We start from the raw sequence: 22,468 nt of genomic DNA, 5'->3' as shown, positions 1-22,468 counted from the left end.
CTGCGGGTGCTAACTTTTTTCGCGGCATGTTTTTTGGAAAAAGGCGGATGTTGCCCACGCGAAAAGCTCCTGGGGAGTGTGGATCAAGAGATCGGGTGACTCGGCTTCGAGTACTTCGGCCGGTGCTGCGCCATAGGCTACGGCTACTGATGCCATGCCTGCGCTTTTTGCGCACCGAATATCGTAAATCGAATCTCCGATAAAGATCGCACTATTTGGCTCCACCTCTAGTCTTTCGCAGGCTAAAAGAGCGCTATCTGGACTAGGTTTTGGAGCTCGAACATCTGAGGAGCTAACCGCCGTGTGGACGTACGACGTCGCTATAAATCTTTCTAAGAACGGTTCTATTTCTGGCTTGCTCTTGCTTGTCACAAGCGCCGTCTTTAGACCGTTGTCGTAACAAATCTTTAAAACTTCTATGGCGTCTTCGAATAAGGCTTCTCGATCTTCTAGAGCGTCAAATCGGCTCATCGCAAATCTAGACATTTCGTCGACTTCTTCTTGCGTGGCTTCTGGACCGGCATATCCGCGCATCTGTTCGCCTAACGGAACGCCGATCAAACTTCGAATGTCGGCATCCGACGGTCGATGTCCCAGAAACTTTTCGATAGTGTCACCTAAGCCAATAACGATCATTTCGAGGCTGTCAACTAGGGTGCCATCTACGTCAAACAGCACAGCACGATAGTCAGACAGGGAAGGCCGGAGCGGCATTACCCTTAAGTATGGCAGAACGGAGCCGCTTCTTGTTGAATACCCGCTAAATATGCGAGTTGAAAGTGCCGAAGATGTTAAGGGGCATACCCCGAGGGAAAACGATTATGGAAATAGCGCAGGTTTTTGCGACCAAGGCGCCGGATCCAACGACAACAGCTACCGACTCACATGCAGCGCCGACGACGGACCACGGTTCGGGCTTTGCTTCTGCGTTGGGTCATCAAATGTCTAAGGATACGCAAGCGCCTACGAGCGGACCACCCGGAGCATCTGGACCACCTGGAACAAAGGAAACTCCAGGAACATCTGGATCTAATGGAACAATCGATCTGACAAAGATTGCTGGAGAAGCGAATGGAAAAGGGCCGAATGCCCAACCAAACTTGCTGGACTTCCTGCAATCACCTCAGCTTCAGATTGAGTTACCGAATCCATTTTGGGGAAAGAACGCGGATAAGGCATCGGACACCAAGACTGATGCCACTGGCACTGTGCCGACTGCGGAGGAGTTAGAGAAGATGGCGGCATCGCTGGGAATTCCCGTGATGATGCCTGTTCAGTTTGCGTCGGTCGACCCGAACGCCCAGTCTTCGACTCCGACTCCGACTCCAGCGGCTCCAGGGGCCATTCCGGCAGCAGCGAGTACAGCGACTCCTTTGGATGCGAAGGCTATCGTGGGTGACACGCCGTTGGCTGCCGTGAGTTTGCCGACTGTGGATCCATCTTCACCGAAAGACCCGGTTGATCCGAGCGCGGCGCGACCGGGCGAAGCATCTTTTGCTGCCTTACTTTCAGGGGCTGATGCTAAGCAGGCGGTACCTGGTTCGGAAGCGGTCACAGGTCAGTCTTCGACACCTATTGCTGATAAGCCGAAGATGGTGAGCTTGTCGGAACTTCCGAAGGACGCTACGGCGCCGATTGTTGAAGCCAAGAAGGTTGACGTTGGTCCGATGGCTGTCAGTGCGGCGCCGGATCCGGCACCGACTGCTGCTCCGGCGGCTGCGCCGGAGAGTCCGAAGGCTGAGCCTACGACAGTCGTTGTTTCGGCTGAGCCTGCTCCGCAGCATCAGGTGATGGCAGCTGAGAGTAAGCAACCGATGGCGAATGCGGCTGCTGTGGCCGCAGCGCAGGCGAGTCAGCCTCAGGTCACTACGCCTGTGGTTGTTTCAAAAGCGAGTGGCGAAGCTAAGGTTGAGACTCCGAGTGTGAGTGAGTCCAAGCCTACGACTCTGAATGTAGATCAGAAGAGCACGACTGTAAGTTCATCGAAGGATGCTCCTCAGGGTGTTGTGACTGATCAGTCTCCGGCGAAGGGGGCATTGAAAGAGGGAAGTAGTGGGTTTGGTGGGGAGGCTAAGGACTCTTCGCGGAAGAGTTCGACACAGGCGGAAGCGAAAGTTGACGTTCCTGTAGCGAGCTCGGCGGGTGACACTCCCAACTCGGTTCCTTTGTCCGGTGATTCTGGGTCTGCCGTGTCTACTGAGCCCCGGGCTAAGCAGATTGAGCAGTCGAAGGCTGTTCAGACTGCGGATACGGGAGCGGTTGATCGATACCAGGTTGTTCGACAGGTTGCTGATCGGATTGAGATGCTTGCGGCTTCTAAGTCTACGGACGGCGTGGTTGTTCATCTTGAGCCGAAGAACCTCGGCACGATCACTCTTGTGGTGAAGAACGTGGCTTCTAATGTGGACGCGCAGGTCACGGCTAGTGATAACCGCGTTCGAGACGCTCTTCAGCAGAGTCGGCCCGAGTTGGGAGCGGCATTGCAGCAGAGAGGATTCAATCTTAACAACGTTTCGATCTCCAGTTCTCAGACAAGCACCCAACTATCTAATCATGGGGAAACGCAGCAAAAACACCAGCAGCCTTCCCAGCAACAATCACAGGGTCAATCTGGAAACAAGTTTCCGGGCGGGCATGTGAAAGGTGACTCACTCAACGATGGCAGTCAGCTTCGGAGAAGCTTATCTGGCGGCGTGGATGTGTGGATCTAAGGAGTAAGTATGAGTAGTGTCGTCCCAGTAGATGGAGCGCAATATTACGGCTTGAAGGCGGCCACCCCGAAATCGGCTTTGAACATGCAGACGTTCTTGCATCTGCTGACTGTTCAGTTGCAGAACCAGGATCCGACCAAGCCGATGAGTGACACGGACTTCTTTGCCCAGATTGCCCAGTTGGGTCAGGTTCAGGGTATGGAGCAGTTGAACAACCAATCGTTGGTTCAGCAGGCTCAGTCTTTGATGGGCAAGACGGTTACTGCTACTCGTTCCCTGAGTGATCAGGCGGCGGGTACGAATCCGATTGTGACGGGTGTGGTTACGAAACTGTCGATTAAGCAGGGTCAGTACTACATCAATATTCAGGAAGCGAACGGTGGATTGGTTGAAGTTCAGATGTCTGCACTTCAGAGTGTTCAGCCGACGCAGAACGTAAGTGCTGCGCTGCCGCTTGTTGGTAAGACGATTTCTGGTATCGCTCAGATCACTGCGAACGGGAAGACGACCCCGACTGAGGTTGTTGGTAAGGTTCTTGGTGCGAGTGTGGACAGCAATGGTCAGGTCACTGTTCAGGTGAACGTGAATGACGCGAATGGTGTTGGGAAGACGACGACGGACAGCAATGGAAAGACCATTCCTTATGTTGTGCCTGTTGTTCTTTCTGACGTGACAAATATTGCGGGATAGCAGCTAAAGTGTTTGTATGAACCCGATTCAGAACAACCGTATAGCCGACTTGGTTCAGGGAGGGGCGACTACGCCTACCCCGGTACAGCCAGGGAAGACGGCGGTTGGTGCGACGTTTGAATCTCTCTTACAAGACAAGCTGAAGGTGAGTGGTCACGCAAAGACTCGACTTGAAAGCCGGAACATTCAGCTGGGTCAGGCGGAGTGGGATCGTGTGATGGGAGGGGTCGACAAGGCGGCCCAGAAAGGAGCAAAAGAAAGTCTGGTAATGGTTGACGATGTGGCTCTTGTTGTGAGTGTAAAGAACCGAACAGTTATTACAGCCGTTGACAAGAACAACCTCAAAGACAACGTGTTTACCAATATAGACAGCGCAATCTTCGTTTAAAACAGAAAATCGTCATCTAGCAGCAAACCAAGCGCAGGCCCCAGAGTCACTCTGGGATGTGTCGCCTCTTCCAGAAGTGAAGGGGCTCTTGCTGCCTAATCTAAGGAGACTAGTTTAGGAATGCTACAGGCACTACTTGCTGGCGTTGCCAGCATCAAAGCGCAGCAAACGCGCATGAACGTTATCGGTAACAACTTGGCTAACGTTAATACGACCGCCTATAAGGGCTCTCGTGTTACGTTCCAGGACATGATTGCCCAGACTCTTACTGGTGCAAGCGCACCTTCCAGTGCATTGGGTGGTACGAACCCAGTTCAGTTTGGTTTGGGTGTGTTGGTAGGAGCTACTGACACCAACAACCAACAGGGTTCTCTCAGCGCTACGAACCGCCCTTCTGACATTGCAATTCAGGGTAACGGCTACTTTATGGTGAGCAATGGCCAGACGGTGTCGTTTACTCGGGATGGAGCGTTTGACATTGATGCAAGCGGCAACCTGGTTCAGAACTCGACGGGACAGCGTGTATTGGGTTGGACTGCTAACTCGCTGGGACAGATCAATACGAGTATTCCGATTGACACTCACACCACTTTGAACATCCCCATCGGTCGACTGAATGCGGTTCAGAAGACTACTCAGGTGACGATGGTTGGGAACTTGGACGGTACGGCAGCGTCGAGTGCGAAGTGGACGACTCAGGTTCGAGTTTATGACACTTTGGGTGGCCCTCACGACTTGACGATGACATTTACGAATCACCAGGCGCCTGCGGCGGCACCAGCGGCTGCAACCAATGCTGCTCAGCCTGCTGGAGCGAGCTCTTCTTGGGACTGGAGTGCTGTTGATAGTGCTGATACCAATGTTCCGCCTGCGGTTCTGGGCTCCAGCTCGATGGCTGGTGGTGCTCCGTTGTACTTCGACCAGAACGGTGTTTATTTACCTTCGACAGTTAGTACGGGCTATACAAACTCTCTTGGGCAGACCATTGCAGCGGGTTCGACGGTTACGAACCAGGTAATTATTCCTGCGAACTTGACCACGGGAACGGTTGCTTTGGGAATTAACTTGGTTATGTCTCAGGTTGGTCAACTTAAGACGACTACTCAGATTGCGGCGAAGGACCAGGATGGCTTCCCACCCGGATCGCTTCAGGGTTATTCGATTGGTACTGACGGGATCATCACTGGCTTGTTTACCAACGGTCTTACGCGGCCTATTGGTCAGTTGGCGACGGGAATCTTCCCGAACCCGAACGGTATGGAGCGCATTGGTAGCAACTTGTGGCGTGCTACGGATAACAGCGGTGTGGCTGTTGTTGGAACTCCTGCTACGGGTGGTCGTGGTCAGGTTAGCTCTGGGTTCTTGGAGCAGTCGAACGTTGATATTGGTAGTGAGTTTACGGACCTGATTGTCACTCAGCGTGGCTTCCAGGCGAACACTAAGGTTGTCACGACGGTTGATGAGATGTTGCAAGACCTCATTAACATGAAGCGATAATTTTCCTTTCTAGTCTCCTTATGTGCCCGTTGCAGAGTTGCAACGGGCATGTTCGTTTCCAAGTATCATCCTGGTATGACACGCGAGATTGTCTCTACGACATCTGCACCAGGTGCAATCGGTCCTTATTCTCAGGCTGTGAAGGCCAGCGGCAATTTCATGTTTATGAGCGGTCATATTCCGCTGACTCCTTCGGGCGAGCTGGTTACGGGGGACATTAAGATTCAGACCAAGCAGTGCATGGAGAACATGAAGGCTGTTTTGGAATCGCAGGGATTGGCTTTGTCCAATGTGGTTAAGACGACGATCTTTTTGAGCTCGATGGACTATTTTCCTGCTGTGAATGAGGTTTATGGCTCTTACTTTGAGTCTGATCCTCCTGCTCGTTCGACTGTTGCTGTGGCGGGTCTTCCGAAGGCCGTCGATGTTGAGATTGAAGCGATTGTCGTTTATTAATCAGCAAGTTGAGGGGTTGGGTTTGCTATTCTTAGGAACCCAACCATGAAACGAGTTGTATCGATTAGCCTTGGGACCGACAAGCGTGATAAGCGCGACGAAGTCGAAATCTTAGGTGAGAGCTTCACTCTGGAGCGCATTGGGACGAATGGGGATTTGGCTAAGTTTGGTCAGATGTTCAAGGATCTTGATGGGAAGGTTGATGCGATTGGTGTTGGCGGTGCTGACATCTATGTGGTGATTGAGGACAAGCGTTACGCTTTTGCTCAGATCCAGAAGCTGGCCTCGGGTGCGACTCAGACTCCTGTTGTTGATGGGAGTGGGTTGAAGCACACGCTGGAGAGGGAAGCCATTCGTCACCTTCAGCGAGAGGGTGTGGTTGATTTCAAGCAAGAGAAGGTCTTGTTGGTTTCGGCTGTGGATCGGTTTGGGATGGCTCAGGCTTTGATTGAGTCTGGGGCTTCTGTGGTTTTTGGGGACATTTTGTTTGGCCTTGGACTGGATATTAAGTTGACCAAGTACAGCCAAGTGAAGTCGGTTGGGAACTTCATTTTGCCTCTCATTACTAAGCTGCCTTTTAAGTGGTTTTATCCGACGGGTGAGAAGCAGGAGCAGCGGCAGCCTAAGTTTCCCAAGGTTTTTGCTGAGGCCACTTTTATTTGTGGGGACTGGCACTACATTCGGCGGTATGCGCCTGAGGATTTGACGGGGAAGACGATCCTTACGCAGACGCTTCGGAAGGCTGATATTGATTGGCTGAAAACTACGGGTGCTCGGCGGGCGATTACGACGACCCCGGTTATTGGCGGCGAAACGTTCGCCACAAACGTCATGGAAGGTGTTGTGGTTGCCCTTCTTGGTAAGCGTCCTGAGGCGCTGACTGAGCAGGATTACCTGGGCACTCTGGCTAAGCTGGGTTGGCAGCCTAACGTCATTGATCTTGCTTCCGATTTGGAGCAGGTCGCGATTGGCAACTCTTCTAACGCGTAGGAATTTAAAACACGTGACTCGATTTGCATTTGTAATTCACCCTTTGAACGCCAAAGATTTGGCTCGAAAGTTCCCTATCGCTAAGTATTTGCCTGACAACATGATTGAGTTCTTCAGCAAGATGAAGAGCCCTATGGTTGTGAGTGAGATCACTGGTGTGGAGTCTTTGACTGGGGCTAAGACCTCTGGGGTTTTCATTGGATGTCCGCTGACTCCTAACCAGATGATTAAGACCGTGCCGCAGGAGGTTGTTTACGACCGGATTGTGGAGTGCGCGAATATTGGTGAGCGTGAGGGGGCTTCTCTGATTGGGCTTGGTGCGTTTACTAGTGTGGTGGGTGATGGTGGAATTACTATTGCCAAGCGGTCCAAGATTGGGGTGACGACGGGGAACAGTTATACCGTTGCTACTGCGATTCAGGGGACTTTGCGGGCTTGCCAGCAGATTGAGATTGACATTCCGAATGCGACTTTGGCGGTGGTGGGTGCTACGGGGTCTATTGGTAAGACTTGTGCTCACATTTTGTCGCGAGAGTTTGGGCGGGTGATTTTGATTGGTCGCGATTTGGAGCGGACTCAGTTGGTGGCTGACGAGATACCGGGGAGCATTGCTTCGACTGACTTCAATATGTTGAAGGAGGCGGATGCGATTGTTACGGTGACATCTAGTGATACGGACGTGATTAAGCCGGAGCATTTGAAGCCTGGTGCTGTGGTTTGCGATGTGGCTCGGCCTCGGGATGTGAGTGTTCGCGTTTCTAAGGAGCGGCCTGACGTTTTGGTGATTGAGGGCGGCGTGGTGAAGGTGCCTGGAAAGGTTAAGTTTGGGATCGATTTTGGGTTTCCGCCTGAGACGGCTTATGCTTGCATGAGCGAGACGATGATGCTGGCTTTGGAGAGCGATCCTTCTTTGTACAACTTCACGCTTGGGAAGGATGTTTCGGTGGCTCAGGTGGAGCAGATCTCTGGGTTGGCGGTGAAGCATGGGTTTAGCTTGAGTAGCTTCCGCAGCTTTGAGGTTGAGGTTAACGATGAGGCGATTAGTCGGGCGAAGCAGGCTCGGTTGGTGGCTGGGACTGTGCCTCGGAATTTTCGACCGGCTTAGTAGAAAATTGGCCTAGGCTGCTGTATTTGTGGGGTTTAGAACCGTCATGAATATTGTAGGGATGACGGTCTGGTGTTAAGGCCGAAATGTTGAGTCTTAACGTGCGGCAATGTCCGCAAAATTGCCAGGTTTCGTTATGGTCCTATAAACGTCATTTAATACTAAACCAACAAAAACACTAGGATGATTATGTTCTACCTACTCGGTTACGCTGTCGTTGCCGTAGGGTTCTATACAATGGTGGCAAAGACGGCCACCCTCTTGGAAGAGGACTCTCGAGACTCCTTAACGTTATCTCGGTGACGTATTACAGATCTGGCTTTTTGGTGAGTGTTACTTCCTCATCGAAGAGCCATGTTCCGTCTTTCTGAGGCGTGAATGGGATTCGCGCGGTTTTTTGGATATCTGCGGGCTGTCTTTCTAGACGCATGCCGTGGATGGTTTCGGTCACGAAGATGGCTTTGCCATCGGAGTATTCCATTTCACCCTCTCTGTCTATTCCACCGTTGACGAAGGTGGCTCGGCCGTTTTCTTTGACTTGAAGTCTGACTAGGCCCAGGGTGTAGCCAATTGTTGGGTCTGCACCTGGTTTTAGATCGACTTTTCGGCGGCCTTCGTAAGTTCCTAGCATTCTTGGTGCGCCAGAACAGCCGATACACACCACCCCGGCGGCTATAATTAAGTGGATGGCCCTCATTACGCCTGAAGTGTACACGTCTATGGGGCTCAACCATAGCGAGTATGAGCTCATCCTTTCACTGCTCCAACGTGAACCGACTTATACCGAACTCGGAATGTTCGCTGTCATGTGGAGCGAACACTGTGGTTACAAGTACAGTCGCCCTGTCCTAGCCTATTTCAAGCGCTATAAAGAGGCTCTTGAAGGAGACGGCTTTGAGAATGCGGGTGTTGTCGAGATCGGAGACGGTCTTGGCGTTACCATGAAGGTGGAGTCTCACAATCACCCTAGTGCGGTTGAACCCTATCAGGGCGCTGCGACGGGTGTGGGTGGAATTATCCGCGACATTCTGACGATGGGTGCTCGGCCTATTGCGGCTTTGAACTCACTCCGGTTTGGAACTATTCAAGAAGGCCAAGAAAGCGCTGATGTGGTCGAACACAACAAATACTTGTTCGAGCATGTGGTTGCTGGTATTGCTGGTTATGGCAACTGCGTAGGTGTGCCTACTGTGGGTGGTGAGGTTGGTTTTCACCCTCGTTACAGTGGCAACCCTCTGGTTAACGCGATGTGCGTTGGCATTTTGCCGCTTGACTCGGTGACGACTGCTGCGGCGGCTGGCACTGGGAACCCTGTGATCTACCTTGGATCGGCTACTGGTAAGGATGGGATTCACGGTGCTACTTTTGCGAGTGATGCGCTCGGTGAAGATAGTGATGCCAAGCGGCCTAACGTTCAGATTGGTGACCCGTTTGCTGAGAAGTTGCTGATCGAGGCGACTTTGGAGGCTTTGCAGACTGGCGCGATTGTTGGTATCCAGGATATGGGCGCGGCGGGGATTACCTGTAGCACCATTGAGATGGCCAGCAAGGGAAGCGTTGGTATGGCTGTTGATTTGGACCTTGTGCCGATGCGCGAGTCTGATATGACGGCTTACGAGTTGATGCTGAGCGAGAGTCAGGAGCGGATGCTTGCGGTTGCCACTAAGGGGCGCGAGCATGAAGTGATTGACGTGTTCCACAAGTGGGGCTTGAAGGCTGAGGTTGTGGGCTACGTGACAGACGACGGTCTTGTGACGGTTACTCGGCACGGCAAGATTGAGGCCCAGCTGGATCCGAAGTTGTTGACTGACAAGTGTCCGACTTACGGTGGTACACCTGTTGAGCCTGATTACTTCAAGAAGGCGGCTCACTTTGATCCGAAGAAGCTTCCTCAGGTTGATCTGCACAAGGCTTTGATTACTTTGCTTGGTTCGCCGAACATCGCGAGCAAGCGATGGGTTTATCAGCAGTACGACTATCAGGTGCAGACTCAGACAACGGTGATTCCTGGTGCGGCGGATGCGGCTGTTTTGGCTCCTCGCGGATCGAAGAAGGGCGTGGCGTTCTGCATTGATGGCAACTCACGACAGACTTTCTTGCACCCTTATCGAGGCGGCCAGCTTGCTGTGGTTGAGGCGGCTCGAAATGTGGCTTGTACGGGAGCTTTGCCGAAGGCTGTTACCGACGGTTTGAACTTCGGAAATCCGACCTATTCTCACGTGTATTGGCAGTTCGACCGAGCTGTGAAGGGGATTGCTGACGCTGCGGAGACTATGGAGACGCCGGTTGTTAGCGGTAATGTGAGCTTCTACAACGAGAGCGAGCTTGGTGAGGTTCCTCCGACGGCTTTGATTGGAATGCTTGGCATTTTGGATGAAGCTGAGAGCCGGTTGACGATGGCTCCTCCTAGCCGATGTCCGCTGTGGTTGATCTCGATTCCTGAGGTTGAAGTGGAGCAGGACGGTCTTGGTGCTAGTGCGTTCCTTGCAGAGGTACACGGCATTGAGGACGGTTATCCGGTGGCTCCTAGCGTTGAGGGTGAGAAGCGGCTTTGCGAGTTCCTCTCGGAGGGTTGCTCGACTGGGATTCTGGTTTCGGCTCACGACTTGAGCGAAGGTGGCCTTGCTGTTGCGGCTGCTGAGATCGCTATGGTTACCAGTGGACGAGTTGAGATTGGTTTGGATGCTCACGAGGCAGCTGACCTGTTCGGTGAGATCCCTGGTTCTGTGATTGTTGGAACCGAGCGGCCTGATGCGATTGCTGCACTGGCACGGACATATCGATTGGAGGCTCGGCCTTTGGGAACCATCGTTCATGGTTCAGGGTTGAGAATCGGTGGGCTTAGCTGGTCTCTTGATGAGATGCAGCTAGCATTTGAAGGGGCTATTCCTTCGGCTATGCTCAGAAAGTAAACGGACGCGATTGTTAGGCGTCTGAAACGTTAATGCCGTGGCTCGAATGGGTCACGGCATGGAAGGCAATTTATGATCGGATTTCGAGCGGGTAAGACCGTTGCTTTGTTTGTCGCTTCGCTGGCTTTTGCCAGTGTTTCGCTTGCGCAGGATGTTCAGAAGCAGATCGCGGATGCGGTGGCTGTGTACAAGCAAGGGAACATGGATGAAGCTCTTAAGCGCTTCACGGACATGAACGCCAAGACGCCCAAGAATCCCGACATTGAGGCCTGGCTTGGGTTCTTGTATCTCCGGACGGACAAGGGTGAGAAGGCTGTGCCTTTGTTGGAATCGGCCGCTTCGATGCGTTTGAATGACTTGGAGATCCTTAATAACCTGGGTAACGCTTACTACGCGACAAAGCAGTTTGACAAGGCGCTGGTTCGGTATCAAGAGGTAGCGCGGCTGAACGCGAAGATGTTTGAGCCTCACTATAACAGTGGGAACATCTATCTCCAAAAGAAGGATTTCGTTAAGGCGATTGTTGAGTTTCGGGCTGCGATTGCTTTGAAGCCGACGGATGCGTTTTCTTATAACAACCTTGGAGTGGCTTTTGAGTCCAGTAAGGACTTTACCAATGCGGCCACTAACTTCCAGAAAGCGGCTGATTTGAGTCCGACGAACCCAACGTTTGCCCGAAATGCGGGACTGGCTTTGGTTCGGGTGCGTAAGCATAAGGATGCTCTGCCGTACCTGGAGCATGCGAATAACACAGATGCTTCGGTTAACGTTGCGTTAGGGGATGTTTACGGGAAGCTGGGCAAGAAGGATCTGGCGCTGAAGGCTTATGAGGCTGCGAAGTCTGGTATGTCTGGGAGTGCTACCTATTGGTTTAACCTGGGTGTTTTACGGTCTCAGAATGGTGATGCCAAGGGAGCGGAGCAGGCCTACCGGAAGACCTTGGAGCTTTCTCCGAACGACTTGGATGGTCTGAACAACCTTGGGTTGCTGATGTTCAAGGCCGGACAGTATTCCGATGCGATGGCTTTGTTTGACAAGCTCTCGGGGTTGAATCCGAGTTCTATCGCTGCGAAGATTAACCTGGCTGCTTCAGCGGCGAAGGCTGGGGAGCTTGATCGTGCGATTGCTTCTTGGAAGGATATTTTGAAGCAGGAGCCTGGGCGCGTTCAGATTCGATTGGACTTAGGGAATGCGCTTTTTGAGCAGGGCGATGTTGAGGGTGCCCGGTACCACTATGGGCAGGTTTTGCTGGTGGAGAAGGACAGTTCTGAGGCTTTGAACGGATTGGGATTGATCCATTTGAAGGGTTCAAAATTGCCGCAAGCTGAAGCAGCATTTCGAAGCAGTATTGCTTCGGACCCGAAGTATGTGCCAGCTTACAACAACTTAGCCATTACGCTTGAAAGAATGAATCGTAAATCGCAGGCGATCGCAATCTTGGAAAAGGCTGCAAAGATCGATCCGACAGATCCTGATGTCAAACGAAATTTACAACGGCTCAAGTCGGAAGGCTAGCTTTGCGCGTCCACCTGGTTGTTAACGTTCACCGTCCCGATGCCATGGAGGCTGCCCGTGAGGCAGCTGCATGGATGTCCGGGCGTGGAATCTATGTTGCGGTTGAGCCCGAGACGGGGCGTCACGTTGACTTGCCCAAAGTTTCACCTGAAGAGTTTGGGCTTGCAGACCTTGTGATTGCTTTTGGGGGAGATGGCACTTTGATCCGCGCGGCTCAGTTGAGCTGTGAGAAGGGTGTGCCTGTTCTGGGAGTTTATTACGGACGGTTTGGGTTTGTGACTCAGGCTAAGGGTTCGGAGTTGCGAAGCTTCTTGAGTGCGGCGTTTGACGGCACTTTTGAGATTGAAAGCCGGATGATGTTGGAGGTTCGGCTGATTCGTCAGGGCAATGAGGTGGCTTCGCTTCACGCTTTGAACGAGACGGCTTTGCAACGTGCGGTTAGCTCTCGGATGCTGACGTTTGATGTGATGGTGGATGGGCACCAGCTGACGCGGTATCCGGCCGATGGGATTATCGTGAGCACGCCGACTGGTTCTACTGCTTACAACTTGTCGGTGGGTGGCCCGATTATGGATCCGAATGTGCAGGCGATTATTTTGACGGCGATTGCGCCTCATACGTTGAATGCTCGGCCGTTGATTTTGCGACCTGATAGTGAGGTTGTCCTTACGATTCAGAGTGGTGATGGAGATTCAGTTTTGTCTGCAGATGGTCAAAGTAAGTTGCATATTCTTGCGGGAGACGAAGTTCGTGTTAAGAAATCGAGTAGAGTCACCAACTTGGTAAGCGTTGAGAAGCACGACTTTTTGATCAAATTGAGCGAGCGCCTTCTGTGGGGTCAGAGTGTTTTGGGAGATATGTTATGAGCGCTCTTTTAGAAGTGACTGATGCGGTGGTTGAGTTTGGTGGGCGGGGTGGATCCGTTCGTGCTCTTGACGGTGTTTCGCTCACGGTTAACGCGGGTGAGACGGTTGCCGTTGTTGGTGAATCTGGTTGTGGAAAGACCACCTTGGCTCGTGCTGTGCTTGGGCTTCAGCCGATTAAGTCCGGCCAGATTTTGTTGAACGGCGTTTCTGTTGAGGGCGTTGCCAAGGGGATTGCTGCTCATGTTGGGATGGTGTGGCAGGATCCTTATGCCAGTTTGAATCCTAAGTGGAAGGTAGGGCGGTCCGTTCTTGAGCCTCTGGACATACTTGGGCGACCGGGTGATGCTAAGAAGATTTTTGAACTGGTTGGGCTTGATCCTTCGATGGTGGATCGCTATCCTCACCAGCTGAGCGGTGGTCAGCGGCAGCGTGTGGCGATTGGGCGGGCTCTTAGCCCTCAGCCTCCTTTGGTGATTTGCGACGAGCCTACGGCGGCATTGGACTTGAGTATCCGTGCTCAGATTTTGAATTTGTTGAAGCAGATTCAGAATGAGCATAACTGCTCGTTCCTTTATATTTCGCATGACCTGACTACGGTTCGTTTTCTTGCTGATCGGGTGGCGGTTATGTATTTGGGGCGGATTGTTGAAGAGGGGCCGACTGAGGCTATCTTTACGGATCCTAAGCACTGGTACACGAAGTCGCTATTGGACAGTGCACCGAGCATTGAGAAGTTGATGCAGTTGCCGGAAGAGGTGAAGGGTGAGTTGCCTGATCCGAGGACGCGGTTTGAGGGGTGCCGATTTGCTGGGCGGTGTCCAAATGCCCAGGATCTGTGTTCAAAACAGGATCCTAACAAAACTATTGTAGGATCTAGAAACTACTACTGTCATTTTCCCGTCCTAATCAAAGAAGCGATTGGGCAATCGCAGTAATTTTATTGGCATGTATTCATGAGCACACACGCACGACAGGCTTACACAATTGAGATCAACGAGCTGGAACATGCTTTGCTTGATATGGGCAGTCGCGCCGAGAGTATGGTCGGGCAGTCTGTCGAAGCCCTTGTTGGTTTGGATGTTGCCCTTGCGCTTTCGGTTATCAAACGAGATGACGAGATTGATGAGCGTGATCTTTCGATTGAAGCGCACTGTTTGAGGTTGCTTGCTCTTCAGCAGCCGATGGCGGGTGACCTGCGGGTCATTGGTACGGCGATGAAGATGATCACGGACATTGAGCGTGTTGCGGATCTTGCGGTTGATATTTCGAAGATTACTTTGAAGGTCGAGAAGGAGCTGGGGTCGGCGACGATCATCGACATTCCGAAGATGGCTCATGTGGCTCGGGTGATGTTTCGTGAGGCTCTGGAGTCGTTTGTGCGGCACGATCTTGAGAAGATTCAAGGGATTGTGGAGATGGAGGACATTGTTGATGACCTCTATCGAGAACTTCGGGGGCAGTTGTTTACTCGGATGCGACAGGATCCGGCGAATGTTGTTTCTGACAGTTGGTTGTTGCTTGCGATTCACCACGTTGAGCGGATTGCTGATCACTCGGTGAACATTGCTGAGCGTGTGAATTTCATGGTGACGGGCGAGTTTACGCCTTTGGCTCGGCGAACTGAGCCTCGGGTTGAGCCGGAAGAGCCTGTTGATTCTGATCTTGATTTCTGAGCGGCACGGAATTTGCTTGTGAGGAACTGGCAGCCTCTTTGAGGGGTTGAACCACCTGACTCTGATGATTGCCGTGAACAAGTTTTTGTGCCCGCTGGTAGAATCGAATCCATGTTAGAGGAGCTGAGGGAGCTGTGGAAGTTCCGGGAACTCCTCATCACGATGGTCCAGCGTGAGATTCGGATTCGATATAAGAATTCGATCCTTGGATTTCTGTGGTCCTTTATCAACCCGCTTGTGACGACCCTGGTGTTTTGGGTTGTTTTCTCGGTGATTGGTGACAACCATATCAAGAACTATTCGGCTTATGTGCTTGCTGCGTATCTGCCGTTTATGTTTGTTCAGTTCAGCGTTTTGGATGCTTCGCAGTCGATTCTGAGTTCGATTTCGGTGGTGAAGAAGATCTATTTCCCCCGTGAGATTTTGCCGATTGCCACTGTGATCAGCAATCTGATTCACCTGTTGCTTGGGTTTGTGATCTTCTTTGTTTATCTGGCGGTGGTTTGGGCTATTAATCCGACGTTGAACCCGTTTCAGGTGACAGTCGTGTATCTGCCTTTGCTGCTGGTGGTTTCGACGGCGATGGCGCTTGGGCTGGCTTTCATTGTGAGTGCGATCAACACGTTTTATGAGGATGTGAAGTACCTCGTGACGGTGGGGATGAACTTGCTGTTTTATGTGTGCCCGATTGTGTACATGAGCGAGTTGGTGTATTACACGCCGAAGAATCAGGAGTCTGGGTATTGGCTGTACCGGATTTACAATTTGAACCCGATGGCGGCGATGTGTTCGCTTTATCGGGAGGTGCTGTTGGCGCCTCAGGACATTACGATCAACAAGGTTCAGCTTCCTCATCATGGGCTTCGGTGGCCTTATGTGGTTTGGGCTTGTTTCTGGTCTTTTGCGATTTTGATTTTTGGATACAGCCTGTTTAACCGCATGAAGTGGAAGTTTGTGGAGCGACCATGAAGCCTGAGAACGCGATTGTTTTGCATGACCTTCGGAAGTCGTTCACGATTGGGACGAGCGGTGCGGCGAGCATGAAGACGGCTCTTCTGTGGTGGAAGCGTCGGGGGTACCAGAAGCTGGATGTGCTTCGGGGGATCTCGCTAGAGGTTAAGAAGGGCGAGTGTGTGGCTGTTGTCGGCCGGAACGGGGCGGGGAAGAGCACGCTGCTGTCTTTGATTGCGAAGATTTATAAGCCGGATTCTGGGACGATTCAGGTGAATGGTCGTTTGGCGCCTTTACTTGAGTTGGGAGCTGGGTTTCATCCGGACCTTTCGGGTGCTGAGAATGTTCTTTACAATGCGGTGACATTGGGGTTGACCCGTAAACAGGCTCGGGAGCGGATGCCGGCTATCTTTGAGTTTTCGGAGCTTGGCGAGCATATTTACGCTCCTGTTCGGACTTATTCCAGTGGCATGCAGGCGCGGCTTGGGTTTGCGGTGGCGGTGCATGTGGATGCGGACATTTTGGTGGTGGACGAGGTGCTTTCCGTGGGGGACTTTGAGTTTACGGAGAAGTGCCACCGGAAGATTGAGGAGTTTCGGGATGGTGGGGGGACGATTTTGTTGGTTTCTCACCAGACAGAGACGGTGAAGATGTTTGCGGACCGGTGTATCTGGATTCAGAACGGCGAGATCAAGATGACGGGCACGGCCGATGAGGTTTTGCCTGAGTATGAGTCTAAGAGCGTTTCGGCCCTTTGATTGGGGCGGAGAGGACTTTCCAGAAGGTTTTGACGCCTTGGATCCCTGTTTTGGGTTTTGGTAGGAGCAGAAGGGTGTAGGTGAGCAGCCTTAGGAGTGCTCCCATTCGGTTTAGGAAGAAGCAGATGACGGCAGCTACGGGGCTGTGGTGGATTCTGAAGTAGAGCTCTTTGCCGTAGTTGTAGCGTGCAATGCCTTTCCAGGGCTCTTTGCGGCTGCTTGAGCCTAGTTCGTGGGTGAAGACGGCTTCTGGGACGTAGAGGAGCTGTCCGTGGGTTTTGAGGCGTTTGCAGAGTTCGGTGTCTTCGCAGTAGAGGAAGAATCTTTCGTCGAACTGCTCTAGGCCTTTTCGCATGAGGATGCAGGCTCCTGTGAGTTGGTCTACTTGGTAGCTTTGTTGTTTGGTTTGCTCCCAGTTTGCGACGAGGGGGCGGGTTCTCCAGTAGCCTTTGCCTTTGAGGAGTCGGTCGATGAGGGTTTGTTCTAGGAAGACGGCGGTTAGGGTGAGGGGGCCGGCGATGCTTTCTTGGAGGGAGCCGTCCGGGTTGAGGAGTCGGCCGCCTGTGGCTACGGCTTCGGGGTGGGCTTGTAGGACTTCGTTTAGTTTTTCGATGGCTCCTTCGTGTGCGTAACAGTCGCTGTTGAGGAGGAGGGCGTGGTTGTGGGTGGCGATTTCTAGGCCTTTGTTGTTGGCGACGCCGAAGCCGAGGTTTGTTTTGGAGCGGATGAGGCGGACGGTGGGGAAGTCGGTTTCTACCATTTCGGGTGAGCCGTCTTGGGAGTTGTTGTCGACTACGATGACCTCATGACCTTCGTTTAGACAGGCTAAACAGCGCTTCAACTTGTCTTTTGTGTTGAAGCTGACGATGATCACGCTAATGTTATGGGGCTTCATTGGCAGACTGATGCTACAATATCCGTTCCATGGGTAAGGAGATCCAATTCACCCGTGCAGGTTTCGAAAAACTCAAGGCCGAGTTGGAAGAGCTTAAGGGGCCTGTTCGCTTGCAAATAGCTGACCAGATTCGTGAAGCAAAGTCCCACGGCGACCTCCGAGAAAACGCAGCCTATCACGAGTGTAAGTTGAACCAGTCGCGGCTCGAAAGCCGTATTGCAGATCTTGAGAAAGCTCTTCAGTTAGCCAAGATTGTAGACCGTCCGGACGTGTCCGGTGCGACGGCACATCTTGGTTCAAAGGTAGATCTTAGGGACCTTGAGTTTGACGACGAGTTTACGGTGACTCTCGTGGGCTCATTTGAGGCGGATCCAGCGAAGGATCTTATTTCGATTGGCTCGCCACTGGGTGAGGCACTTCTTGGTGGCCTGGTGGGTGACGTTGTGGAAGTGGAAGCTCCACGCGGCACGTCGAAGTATAAGATAATTGCGATCTCGTAGAGACCTGATGAAACGTAGAGCGCTTCTTTTCTTGTTTGGGGTGGCGCTTTTCGGTTGTCAGCCACCGGAGGCGGGGCCTTCTGTGTTGGAGTCTAAGGGGCAGAGTAACGCTCCTGTTGAGCCGATTCGGGTTCGTGAGCCGATTGAGCAGGAGGCTCCTATTGCGCTGTATCGTGAGCGGAGCAGTGTGCATGTTGGCGATACGTGGGAGCGGGCGAAGGACGTGTTTCCTGAGCCTGCTCGGGGCGCTTATGAGCTTCGGGAGTTGCCAGCGCCTTTTCAGCGACCTTTTGAGGTTCATGGGTGGGAGACTGGTCGTGGCGAGGGGTATGGCGTCATTACGTACAACGGGCATGTGGTGACGGCGATGTACCAGTTGGCCAATGCGAACCAGGATACGGTTGACCAGTTCCTTGGGTTTCAGCGGTCTGGAACGGGGGAGTTGAAGCCGTTAGAGGTTATTGGGAAGAAGGTTCATTACTGGTTTTGGCAGACTTCCTCTCAGACTTTGATGCTTTCTACTTTGAAGGTGCCGAAGGGGTTCAATCTGACTGTGGCGATGGGGGATCGGAATGCGCTGAATGCGCTGGGGATCTCGTTGAACGATGCGCGGCATGATCAGAACCAGATGGATACTCAGGAAGAGCCAGCGGTCAAGTAGCTGTTAGGTTAGTTTTAGGTTCGTGCTGACCGAAAGGCCTAATGTAAAGTTCTTGGAGAATTCTTAGAACGTTTCGGTTCCTTACCTCGTTATTAACATTATCCTAACCAAAAGGAGGTGGTGCGAAAGAATGATTCCGAAACCTATGCACCAGGGAGGTTGTGGGTTTTAGCTAACCTGCAACTAGTCTAGAGGCGGGCTCGTAATGAACCCACCCTTCCTGGATAATCCTATCAAGCCCCGGCGACCCGGGGCTTCTTTATTTGTCAAACTGTTGGTTGAATGATGAAGTCGGTGATTGTAATCCCCGCTCGGATGGGCAGCACACGTTTTCCTGGGAAGCCTCTTGTTGATTTGATGGGGAAGCCTATGATTCAGTGGGTTGTGGAGGCGGCTCTGAGGAGTGAAGTGGGGGAGGATGTGGTGGTCGCTACTCCAGATGAGGAGATTGTGGATGCTTGCGCGCGATTTGGTGCTCGGGCTGTGATCACTCGGGCGGATCATCCTAGTGGCACTGATCGGATTGCTGAGGTTGCGGAGCATATCGTAGCCGACGTGTATGTGAATGTTCAGGGGGATGAGCCTTTGATCAGTTCTGAGTCGATTCGTGCTTGTGCTTTGCCACTTTTGGAAGATGGTTCTGTTGCTATGGGAAGTGTTTGGAGTCCTTGTGAGGCGGATGAGGAAGAGAACCCTTCGGTGGTGAAAGTTGTTACTGATGTTAAGGGGAATGCTCTTTATTTCAGTCGGTACTGTATTCCGTTTAATCGAAATCCGCGTGTGGGGGTGGTGAAGAAGCATGTTGGGATTTATGCTTACCGCCGGGATGTTTTGAAGGAGTTTGCTACTTGGCCGATGACTCCGTTGGAGCAGACGGAGAGTTTGGAGCAGCTACGGTTTCTTGAGAACGGGGTTCAGATTCGGATGTCTGAGGGGCTTGGGAGTGAGATGGCTGTGGATACTCCTGAGCAGGCGGAGACTGTCCGCGCAATCTTGACAGGAAGAGGGAAGTAGCCCTAGCCCGTGCCGAAATCTTGCCGATGTTCTATTAACGAACGTGCGGCGACGCTTGTAAGTTATAATTTAACGAGGATTTTAAGTCTGAGATCAAGCACAGTGGCTTGAAAAACGACGCGACATGGTTGCGCCCTACGAAATTAGCCACGACTGGGAGGAGCCCCAAGATCTTCACGATCTACTCCAGGTCATCCGAGAGCAACGTGACGATGCAAACGTCCGTAAGATTCGCTACGCCTATTTCTTAGCCGAGAAGGCGCATCAGGGGCAGACTCGGACATCCGGTGAGCCTTATATTCTTCATCCGCTTCAGGTGGCTCGGACGCTTGTGGATCTTCGGATGGACGATGATTCCATTATTGCCGGGCTTCTGCACGATGTCTTGGAGGACTGTCAGTGTTATACGGCTGAGGACATCGGGAAGATCTTTGGCGAGGATGTATTGCACCTTGTTGAGGGTGTGACGAAGCTTAAGTTTAAGCCGCAGGGTGAGCTGACGGATCGTGAGCGGATGGTGGCGGAGACTCATCGGACGGCAGAGACGCTTCGCAAGATGTTGCTTGCGATGTCGAAAGACTTCCGGGTGATGGTCATTAAGCTTTGCGACCGGCTTCACAACATGCAGACCTTGGAGGTTTTGGCTCCAGAGAAGCGTGCTCGGATTGCCAATGAGACGCTGGATGTTTATGCTCCTTTGGCGGCTCGGTTGGGTATTTGGCAGATTAAGTGGCAGCTAGAGGACCTGGCTTTCAAGTATCTGCATCCGGAAGAGTTTCAGCGGGTGAGTGAGCTTGTTTCGAAGACGCGGAAACAGCGTGAGGAGGAGTTGCAGACCTCTATTATCACTATCAAGGACCTGTTTCAGAAGCGTGGGATTCCGATTATCGATATCCGGGGAAGGCCCAAGCACCTGTATTCGATCTTTAACAAGATTGTGAAGCAGGGTGTGCCTTTTGAAGAGATTTATGACCTGTTGGCTCTTCGGATCATTGTGGAGACGGTGCCGGAGTGTTATGTGGCACTTGGGATTGTCCACGAGATTTGGGTGCCGATTATGTCCCTGTTTTACGACTACATCGCGCGTCCTAAGCCAAACGGGTATCAGAGTTTGCACACCAAGGTTGTGGGGCCTAATGGGCAGCCTTTAGAGATTCAGATTCGGACTCGGCAGATGCATGAGGTTGCTGAGCATGGTGTGGCCGCGCACTGGACCTATAAGGAAGGGAAGGCGGCGCTGGATGAGACGAACCGCCTTAAGACGTTGCGGGAGCAGTTGTTTGACTGGTCTACGGATTCGCGTACGTCGAGTGACTTCCTGCGCTCCGTGAGCACGGACCTGTTTAGTGAGCAGGTGTTTGTGTTTACGCCTAAGGGGGACGTGATTGATCTGCCGCAGGGAAGCACTCCGGTTGATTTCGCGTTCCGCGTGCATACCCATCTGGGGATGACGCTGGTGGGTGCGAAGGTTAACGGAGCCATTGGGCCGTTGAGTACCCAGTTGCAGAACGGCGATGTGATTGAGTTGATCACTCGATCGAACGCGACGCCGAGTATTGATTGGTTGGAGTTTGTTCGGAGCGCCCACACTCGGAGCAAGCTTCGTACGCATTTTAGAAAGCTGAACAAGAATGAGGACGCCCAGCGTGGGCGGGGGATTCTTGAGAAAGAGCTACGGTCTTTGGGGCTTGATCCTAAGCTGTATTTGGGCGAAGAGAAGCTTTCTAAGGCTGCTGAGGGGATTGAGCAGTGTGACAATGCGGCTGACGTCCTGGCGAAGATTGGGTCGGGGCTGATTAGTGCTTCGAGCGTGGTCGCGAAGTTGCGCGGTCAGGTGTCGGACGCTCCTGTTGGAGAGCAGATCCACGTTACCAAGACGAAGGAAGGCAAGCTTGCCCTTACAACGAGCGGGCTTGAGGGCGTGTTGGTTCATCGGGCCAAGTGTTGCAGTGCTATTCCTGGCGACGATGTGGTGGGTTATGTGACTCGTGGGCGGGGGATTATGATCCACCGACGGGTTTGTCCTAACGCGCAGGCGTATTTGACGACTGAGCCTGATCGTTTATTGCCTTATACATGGGCATCGGATGGGAATGTTTATGCGGTGTCGTTGAAGGTTCTTTCAGTGAACCGTACGGGGCTTTTGATGGACGTTTCGACCATTCTTGGTGAGTCGAAAACGAACGTGAGTGCCCTGAAGGTTAAGACGCTGCCTAACCATACGGCTGAGATTGAGATGACGATTGATGTGCGTGATACGGCTCATTTGGCGCTGATGATGACGAAGATTAGTAACTACAGTGACGTGATCAGCATCATGCGGATGTTTGGTCGGACTGCTGCCAAGTAGAATCGTTGGGTGCGAGCGATTGTTCAGCGGGTGAGTGGTGCGACTGTCCGCGTTGACGGGAAAGAGGTTGGTCGGTGTCACTACGGCCTGATGCTATTGGTGGGCGTTCATAAGAACGATAGCTCCAAAGAAGCTTTGAAGTTGGCGGAGAAGATTTCCACTTTGCGGATCTTTAACGATCATGAGGGGAAGATGAACCTGTCTCTTCTTGATTTCCCTGCCAACGATGCTCCGACTCCGATCTTTGAGTATGGGGTTTTGGCGGTGAGTAACTTTACGGTTTACGGGGACGCCAAGAAAAGCCGTCGGCCAAGTTTTACGGATTCCGCTCCGTTTGAGAAGGGGCAGGTTCTGTTTGACGAGTTTGTTGCGGCGTTGCGACAGACGGGCATTGAGGTTCAGACGGGCGTGTTTGGGGCGCATATGGAAGTGAGTCTGATCAACGATGGTCCTGTGACCGTTGTGGTGGATGTTGAAGGTTTATCGACCTAAATGGCTCGTTCATCCGTCATTCTTTAGGGAGCCGGGATTGTTTG

General features: G+C 52.4%; 22 protein-coding genes. 19 read left to right on the top strand and 3 right to left on the bottom strand.

From position 1 onward, the window contains the following. Positions 1-9 precede the first annotated feature (9 nt). Positions 10-714 (bottom strand): HAD family hydrolase, encoded by a 705-nt coding sequence (locus ACZ51B_RS00805; RefSeq protein ID WP_464295333.1) that lies wholly within the window; start codon positions 712-714, stop codon positions 10-12. A gap of 107 nt (positions 715-821) precedes the next feature. On the opposite strand from ACZ51B_RS00805, the gene ACZ51B_RS00800 reads away from it, so the two are divergent. The 7 genes from ACZ51B_RS00800 to ACZ51B_RS00770 all read left to right on the top strand — a co-directional run bounded on the left by ACZ51B_RS00800 (position 822) and on the right by ACZ51B_RS00770 (position 7,837). Next, positions 822-2,711, top strand: a complete 1,890-nt coding sequence (locus ACZ51B_RS00800) for a flagellar hook-length control protein FliK (protein WP_464295332.1) — start codon at positions 822-824, stop codon at positions 2,709-2,711. 9 nt (positions 2,712-2,720) lie between these two features. Next, complete coding sequence (locus ACZ51B_RS00795; RefSeq protein WP_464295331.1) at positions 2,721-3,401, top strand: flagellar hook assembly protein FlgD; 681 nt, start codon at positions 2,721-2,723, stop codon at positions 3,399-3,401. Between the two features lie 16 nt (positions 3,402-3,417). Beyond that, positions 3,418-3,789 (top strand): TIGR02530 family flagellar biosynthesis protein, encoded by a 372-nt coding sequence (locus ACZ51B_RS00790; RefSeq protein WP_464295330.1) that lies wholly within the window; start codon positions 3,418-3,420, stop codon positions 3,787-3,789. A gap of 120 nt (positions 3,790-3,909) precedes the next feature. Next, the gene (locus tag ACZ51B_RS00785) at positions 3,910-5,286 is read left to right on the top strand and encodes a flagellar hook protein FlgE (protein WP_464295329.1); all 1,377 of its coding nucleotides are present in this window, start codon (positions 3,910-3,912) and stop codon (positions 5,284-5,286) included. A gap of 75 nt (positions 5,287-5,361) precedes the next feature. Next, a complete protein-coding gene (locus ACZ51B_RS00780) occupies positions 5,362-5,742 on the top strand; it encodes a RidA family protein (protein WP_464295328.1) in 381 nt (126 codons plus the stop codon). Positions 5,743-5,787: 45 nt separating this feature from the next. Further along, the gene (locus ACZ51B_RS00775) at positions 5,788-6,732 is read left to right on the top strand and encodes a quinate 5-dehydrogenase (RefSeq protein ID WP_464295327.1); all 945 of its coding nucleotides are present in this window, start codon (positions 5,788-5,790) and stop codon (positions 6,730-6,732) included. Positions 6,733-6,745: 13 nt separating this feature from the next. Then, a complete protein-coding gene (locus tag ACZ51B_RS00770; RefSeq protein ID WP_464295326.1) occupies positions 6,746-7,837 on the top strand; it encodes a shikimate dehydrogenase in 1,092 nt (363 codons plus the stop codon). A gap of 307 nt (positions 7,838-8,144) precedes the next feature. Here the strand turns inward: ACZ51B_RS00770 and ACZ51B_RS00765 are convergent, their stop codons facing one another. Further along, entirely contained in the window at positions 8,145-8,468 is a 324-nt protein-coding gene (locus tag ACZ51B_RS00765; RefSeq protein WP_464295325.1) for a hypothetical protein, read from the bottom strand. Positions 8,469-8,523: 55 nt separating this feature from the next. On the opposite strand from ACZ51B_RS00765, the gene purL reads away from it, so the two are divergent. From purL to ACZ51B_RS00730, 7 genes are all read left to right on the top strand, one after another. Further along, entirely contained in the window at positions 8,524-10,749 is a 2,226-nt protein-coding gene (gene purL / locus ACZ51B_RS00760) for a phosphoribosylformylglycinamidine synthase subunit PurL (RefSeq protein ID WP_464295324.1), read from the top strand. Between the two features lie 72 nt (positions 10,750-10,821). After that, positions 10,822-12,264, top strand: a complete 1,443-nt coding sequence (locus ACZ51B_RS00755) for a tetratricopeptide repeat protein (RefSeq protein WP_464295323.1) — start codon at positions 10,822-10,824, stop codon at positions 12,262-12,264. A 2-nt stretch (positions 12,265-12,266) separates the two neighbouring features. Beyond that, positions 12,267-13,130, top strand: coding sequence for an NAD(+)/NADH kinase (locus ACZ51B_RS00750; protein WP_464295322.1), 864 nt, complete (start codon positions 12,267-12,269; stop codon positions 13,128-13,130). Then, the gene (locus ACZ51B_RS00745; protein WP_464295321.1) at positions 13,127-14,065 is read left to right on the top strand and encodes an ABC transporter ATP-binding protein; all 939 of its coding nucleotides are present in this window, start codon (positions 13,127-13,129) and stop codon (positions 14,063-14,065) included. Before ACZ51B_RS00750 ends, ACZ51B_RS00745 begins: the two co-directional genes overlap by 4 nt. Before the next feature lie 18 nt (positions 14,066-14,083). Beyond that, positions 14,084-14,803 carry a phosphate signaling complex protein PhoU gene (gene phoU / locus ACZ51B_RS00740; RefSeq protein ID WP_464295320.1) on the top strand — a complete coding sequence of 240 codons (720 nt, stop codon included), beginning with the start codon at positions 14,084-14,086 and terminating at the stop codon, positions 14,801-14,803. A gap of 111 nt (positions 14,804-14,914) precedes the next feature. Continuing rightward, on the top strand, positions 14,915-15,772 hold the full coding sequence (locus ACZ51B_RS00735) for an ABC transporter permease (protein ID WP_464295319.1): 858 nt from the start codon (positions 14,915-14,917) through the stop codon (positions 15,770-15,772). Continuing rightward, complete coding sequence (locus tag ACZ51B_RS00730; RefSeq protein ID WP_464295318.1) at positions 15,769-16,512, top strand: ABC transporter ATP-binding protein; 744 nt, start codon at positions 15,769-15,771, stop codon at positions 16,510-16,512. Before ACZ51B_RS00735 ends, ACZ51B_RS00730 begins: the two co-directional genes overlap by 4 nt. Here ACZ51B_RS00730 and ACZ51B_RS00725 read toward each other — a convergent pair. Then, positions 16,490-17,407 (bottom strand): glycosyltransferase family 2 protein, encoded by a 918-nt coding sequence (locus ACZ51B_RS00725; RefSeq protein WP_464295317.1) that lies wholly within the window; start codon positions 17,405-17,407, stop codon positions 16,490-16,492. The two genes, ACZ51B_RS00730 and ACZ51B_RS00725, sit on opposite strands and share 23 nt — an antisense overlap. 29 nt (positions 17,408-17,436) lie before the next feature. On the opposite strand from ACZ51B_RS00725, the gene greA reads away from it, so the two are divergent. The 5 genes from greA (at position 17,437) to dtd (ending at position 22,424) form a co-directional block, all read left to right on the top strand. Continuing rightward, entirely contained in the window at positions 17,437-17,907 is a 471-nt protein-coding gene (gene greA, locus ACZ51B_RS00720) for a transcription elongation factor GreA (protein ID WP_464295316.1), read from the top strand. Positions 17,908-17,914: 7 nt separating this feature from the next. Beyond that, a complete protein-coding gene (locus ACZ51B_RS00715) occupies positions 17,915-18,568 on the top strand; it encodes a hypothetical protein (RefSeq protein WP_464295315.1) in 654 nt (217 codons plus the stop codon). 285 nt (positions 18,569-18,853) lie between these two features. After that, positions 18,854-19,582 carry a 3-deoxy-manno-octulosonate cytidylyltransferase gene (kdsB, locus tag ACZ51B_RS00710; RefSeq protein WP_464297205.1) on the top strand — a complete coding sequence of 243 codons (729 nt, stop codon included), beginning with the start codon at positions 18,854-18,856 and terminating at the stop codon, positions 19,580-19,582. Positions 19,583-19,706: 124 nt separating this feature from the next. After that, on the top strand, positions 19,707-21,932 hold the full coding sequence (locus tag ACZ51B_RS00705; RefSeq protein WP_464295314.1) for a RelA/SpoT family protein: 2,226 nt from the start codon (positions 19,707-19,709) through the stop codon (positions 21,930-21,932). 9 nt (positions 21,933-21,941) lie between these two features. Further along, the gene (dtd, locus tag ACZ51B_RS00700) at positions 21,942-22,424 is read left to right on the top strand and encodes a D-aminoacyl-tRNA deacylase (protein WP_464295313.1); all 483 of its coding nucleotides are present in this window, start codon (positions 21,942-21,944) and stop codon (positions 22,422-22,424) included. Positions 22,425-22,468 lie beyond the last annotated feature (44 nt).

Source organism: Fimbriimonas sp. LA-C6 (assembly GCF_055398105.1).
This window is presented reverse-complemented; position numbering and strand designations above follow the sequence as displayed.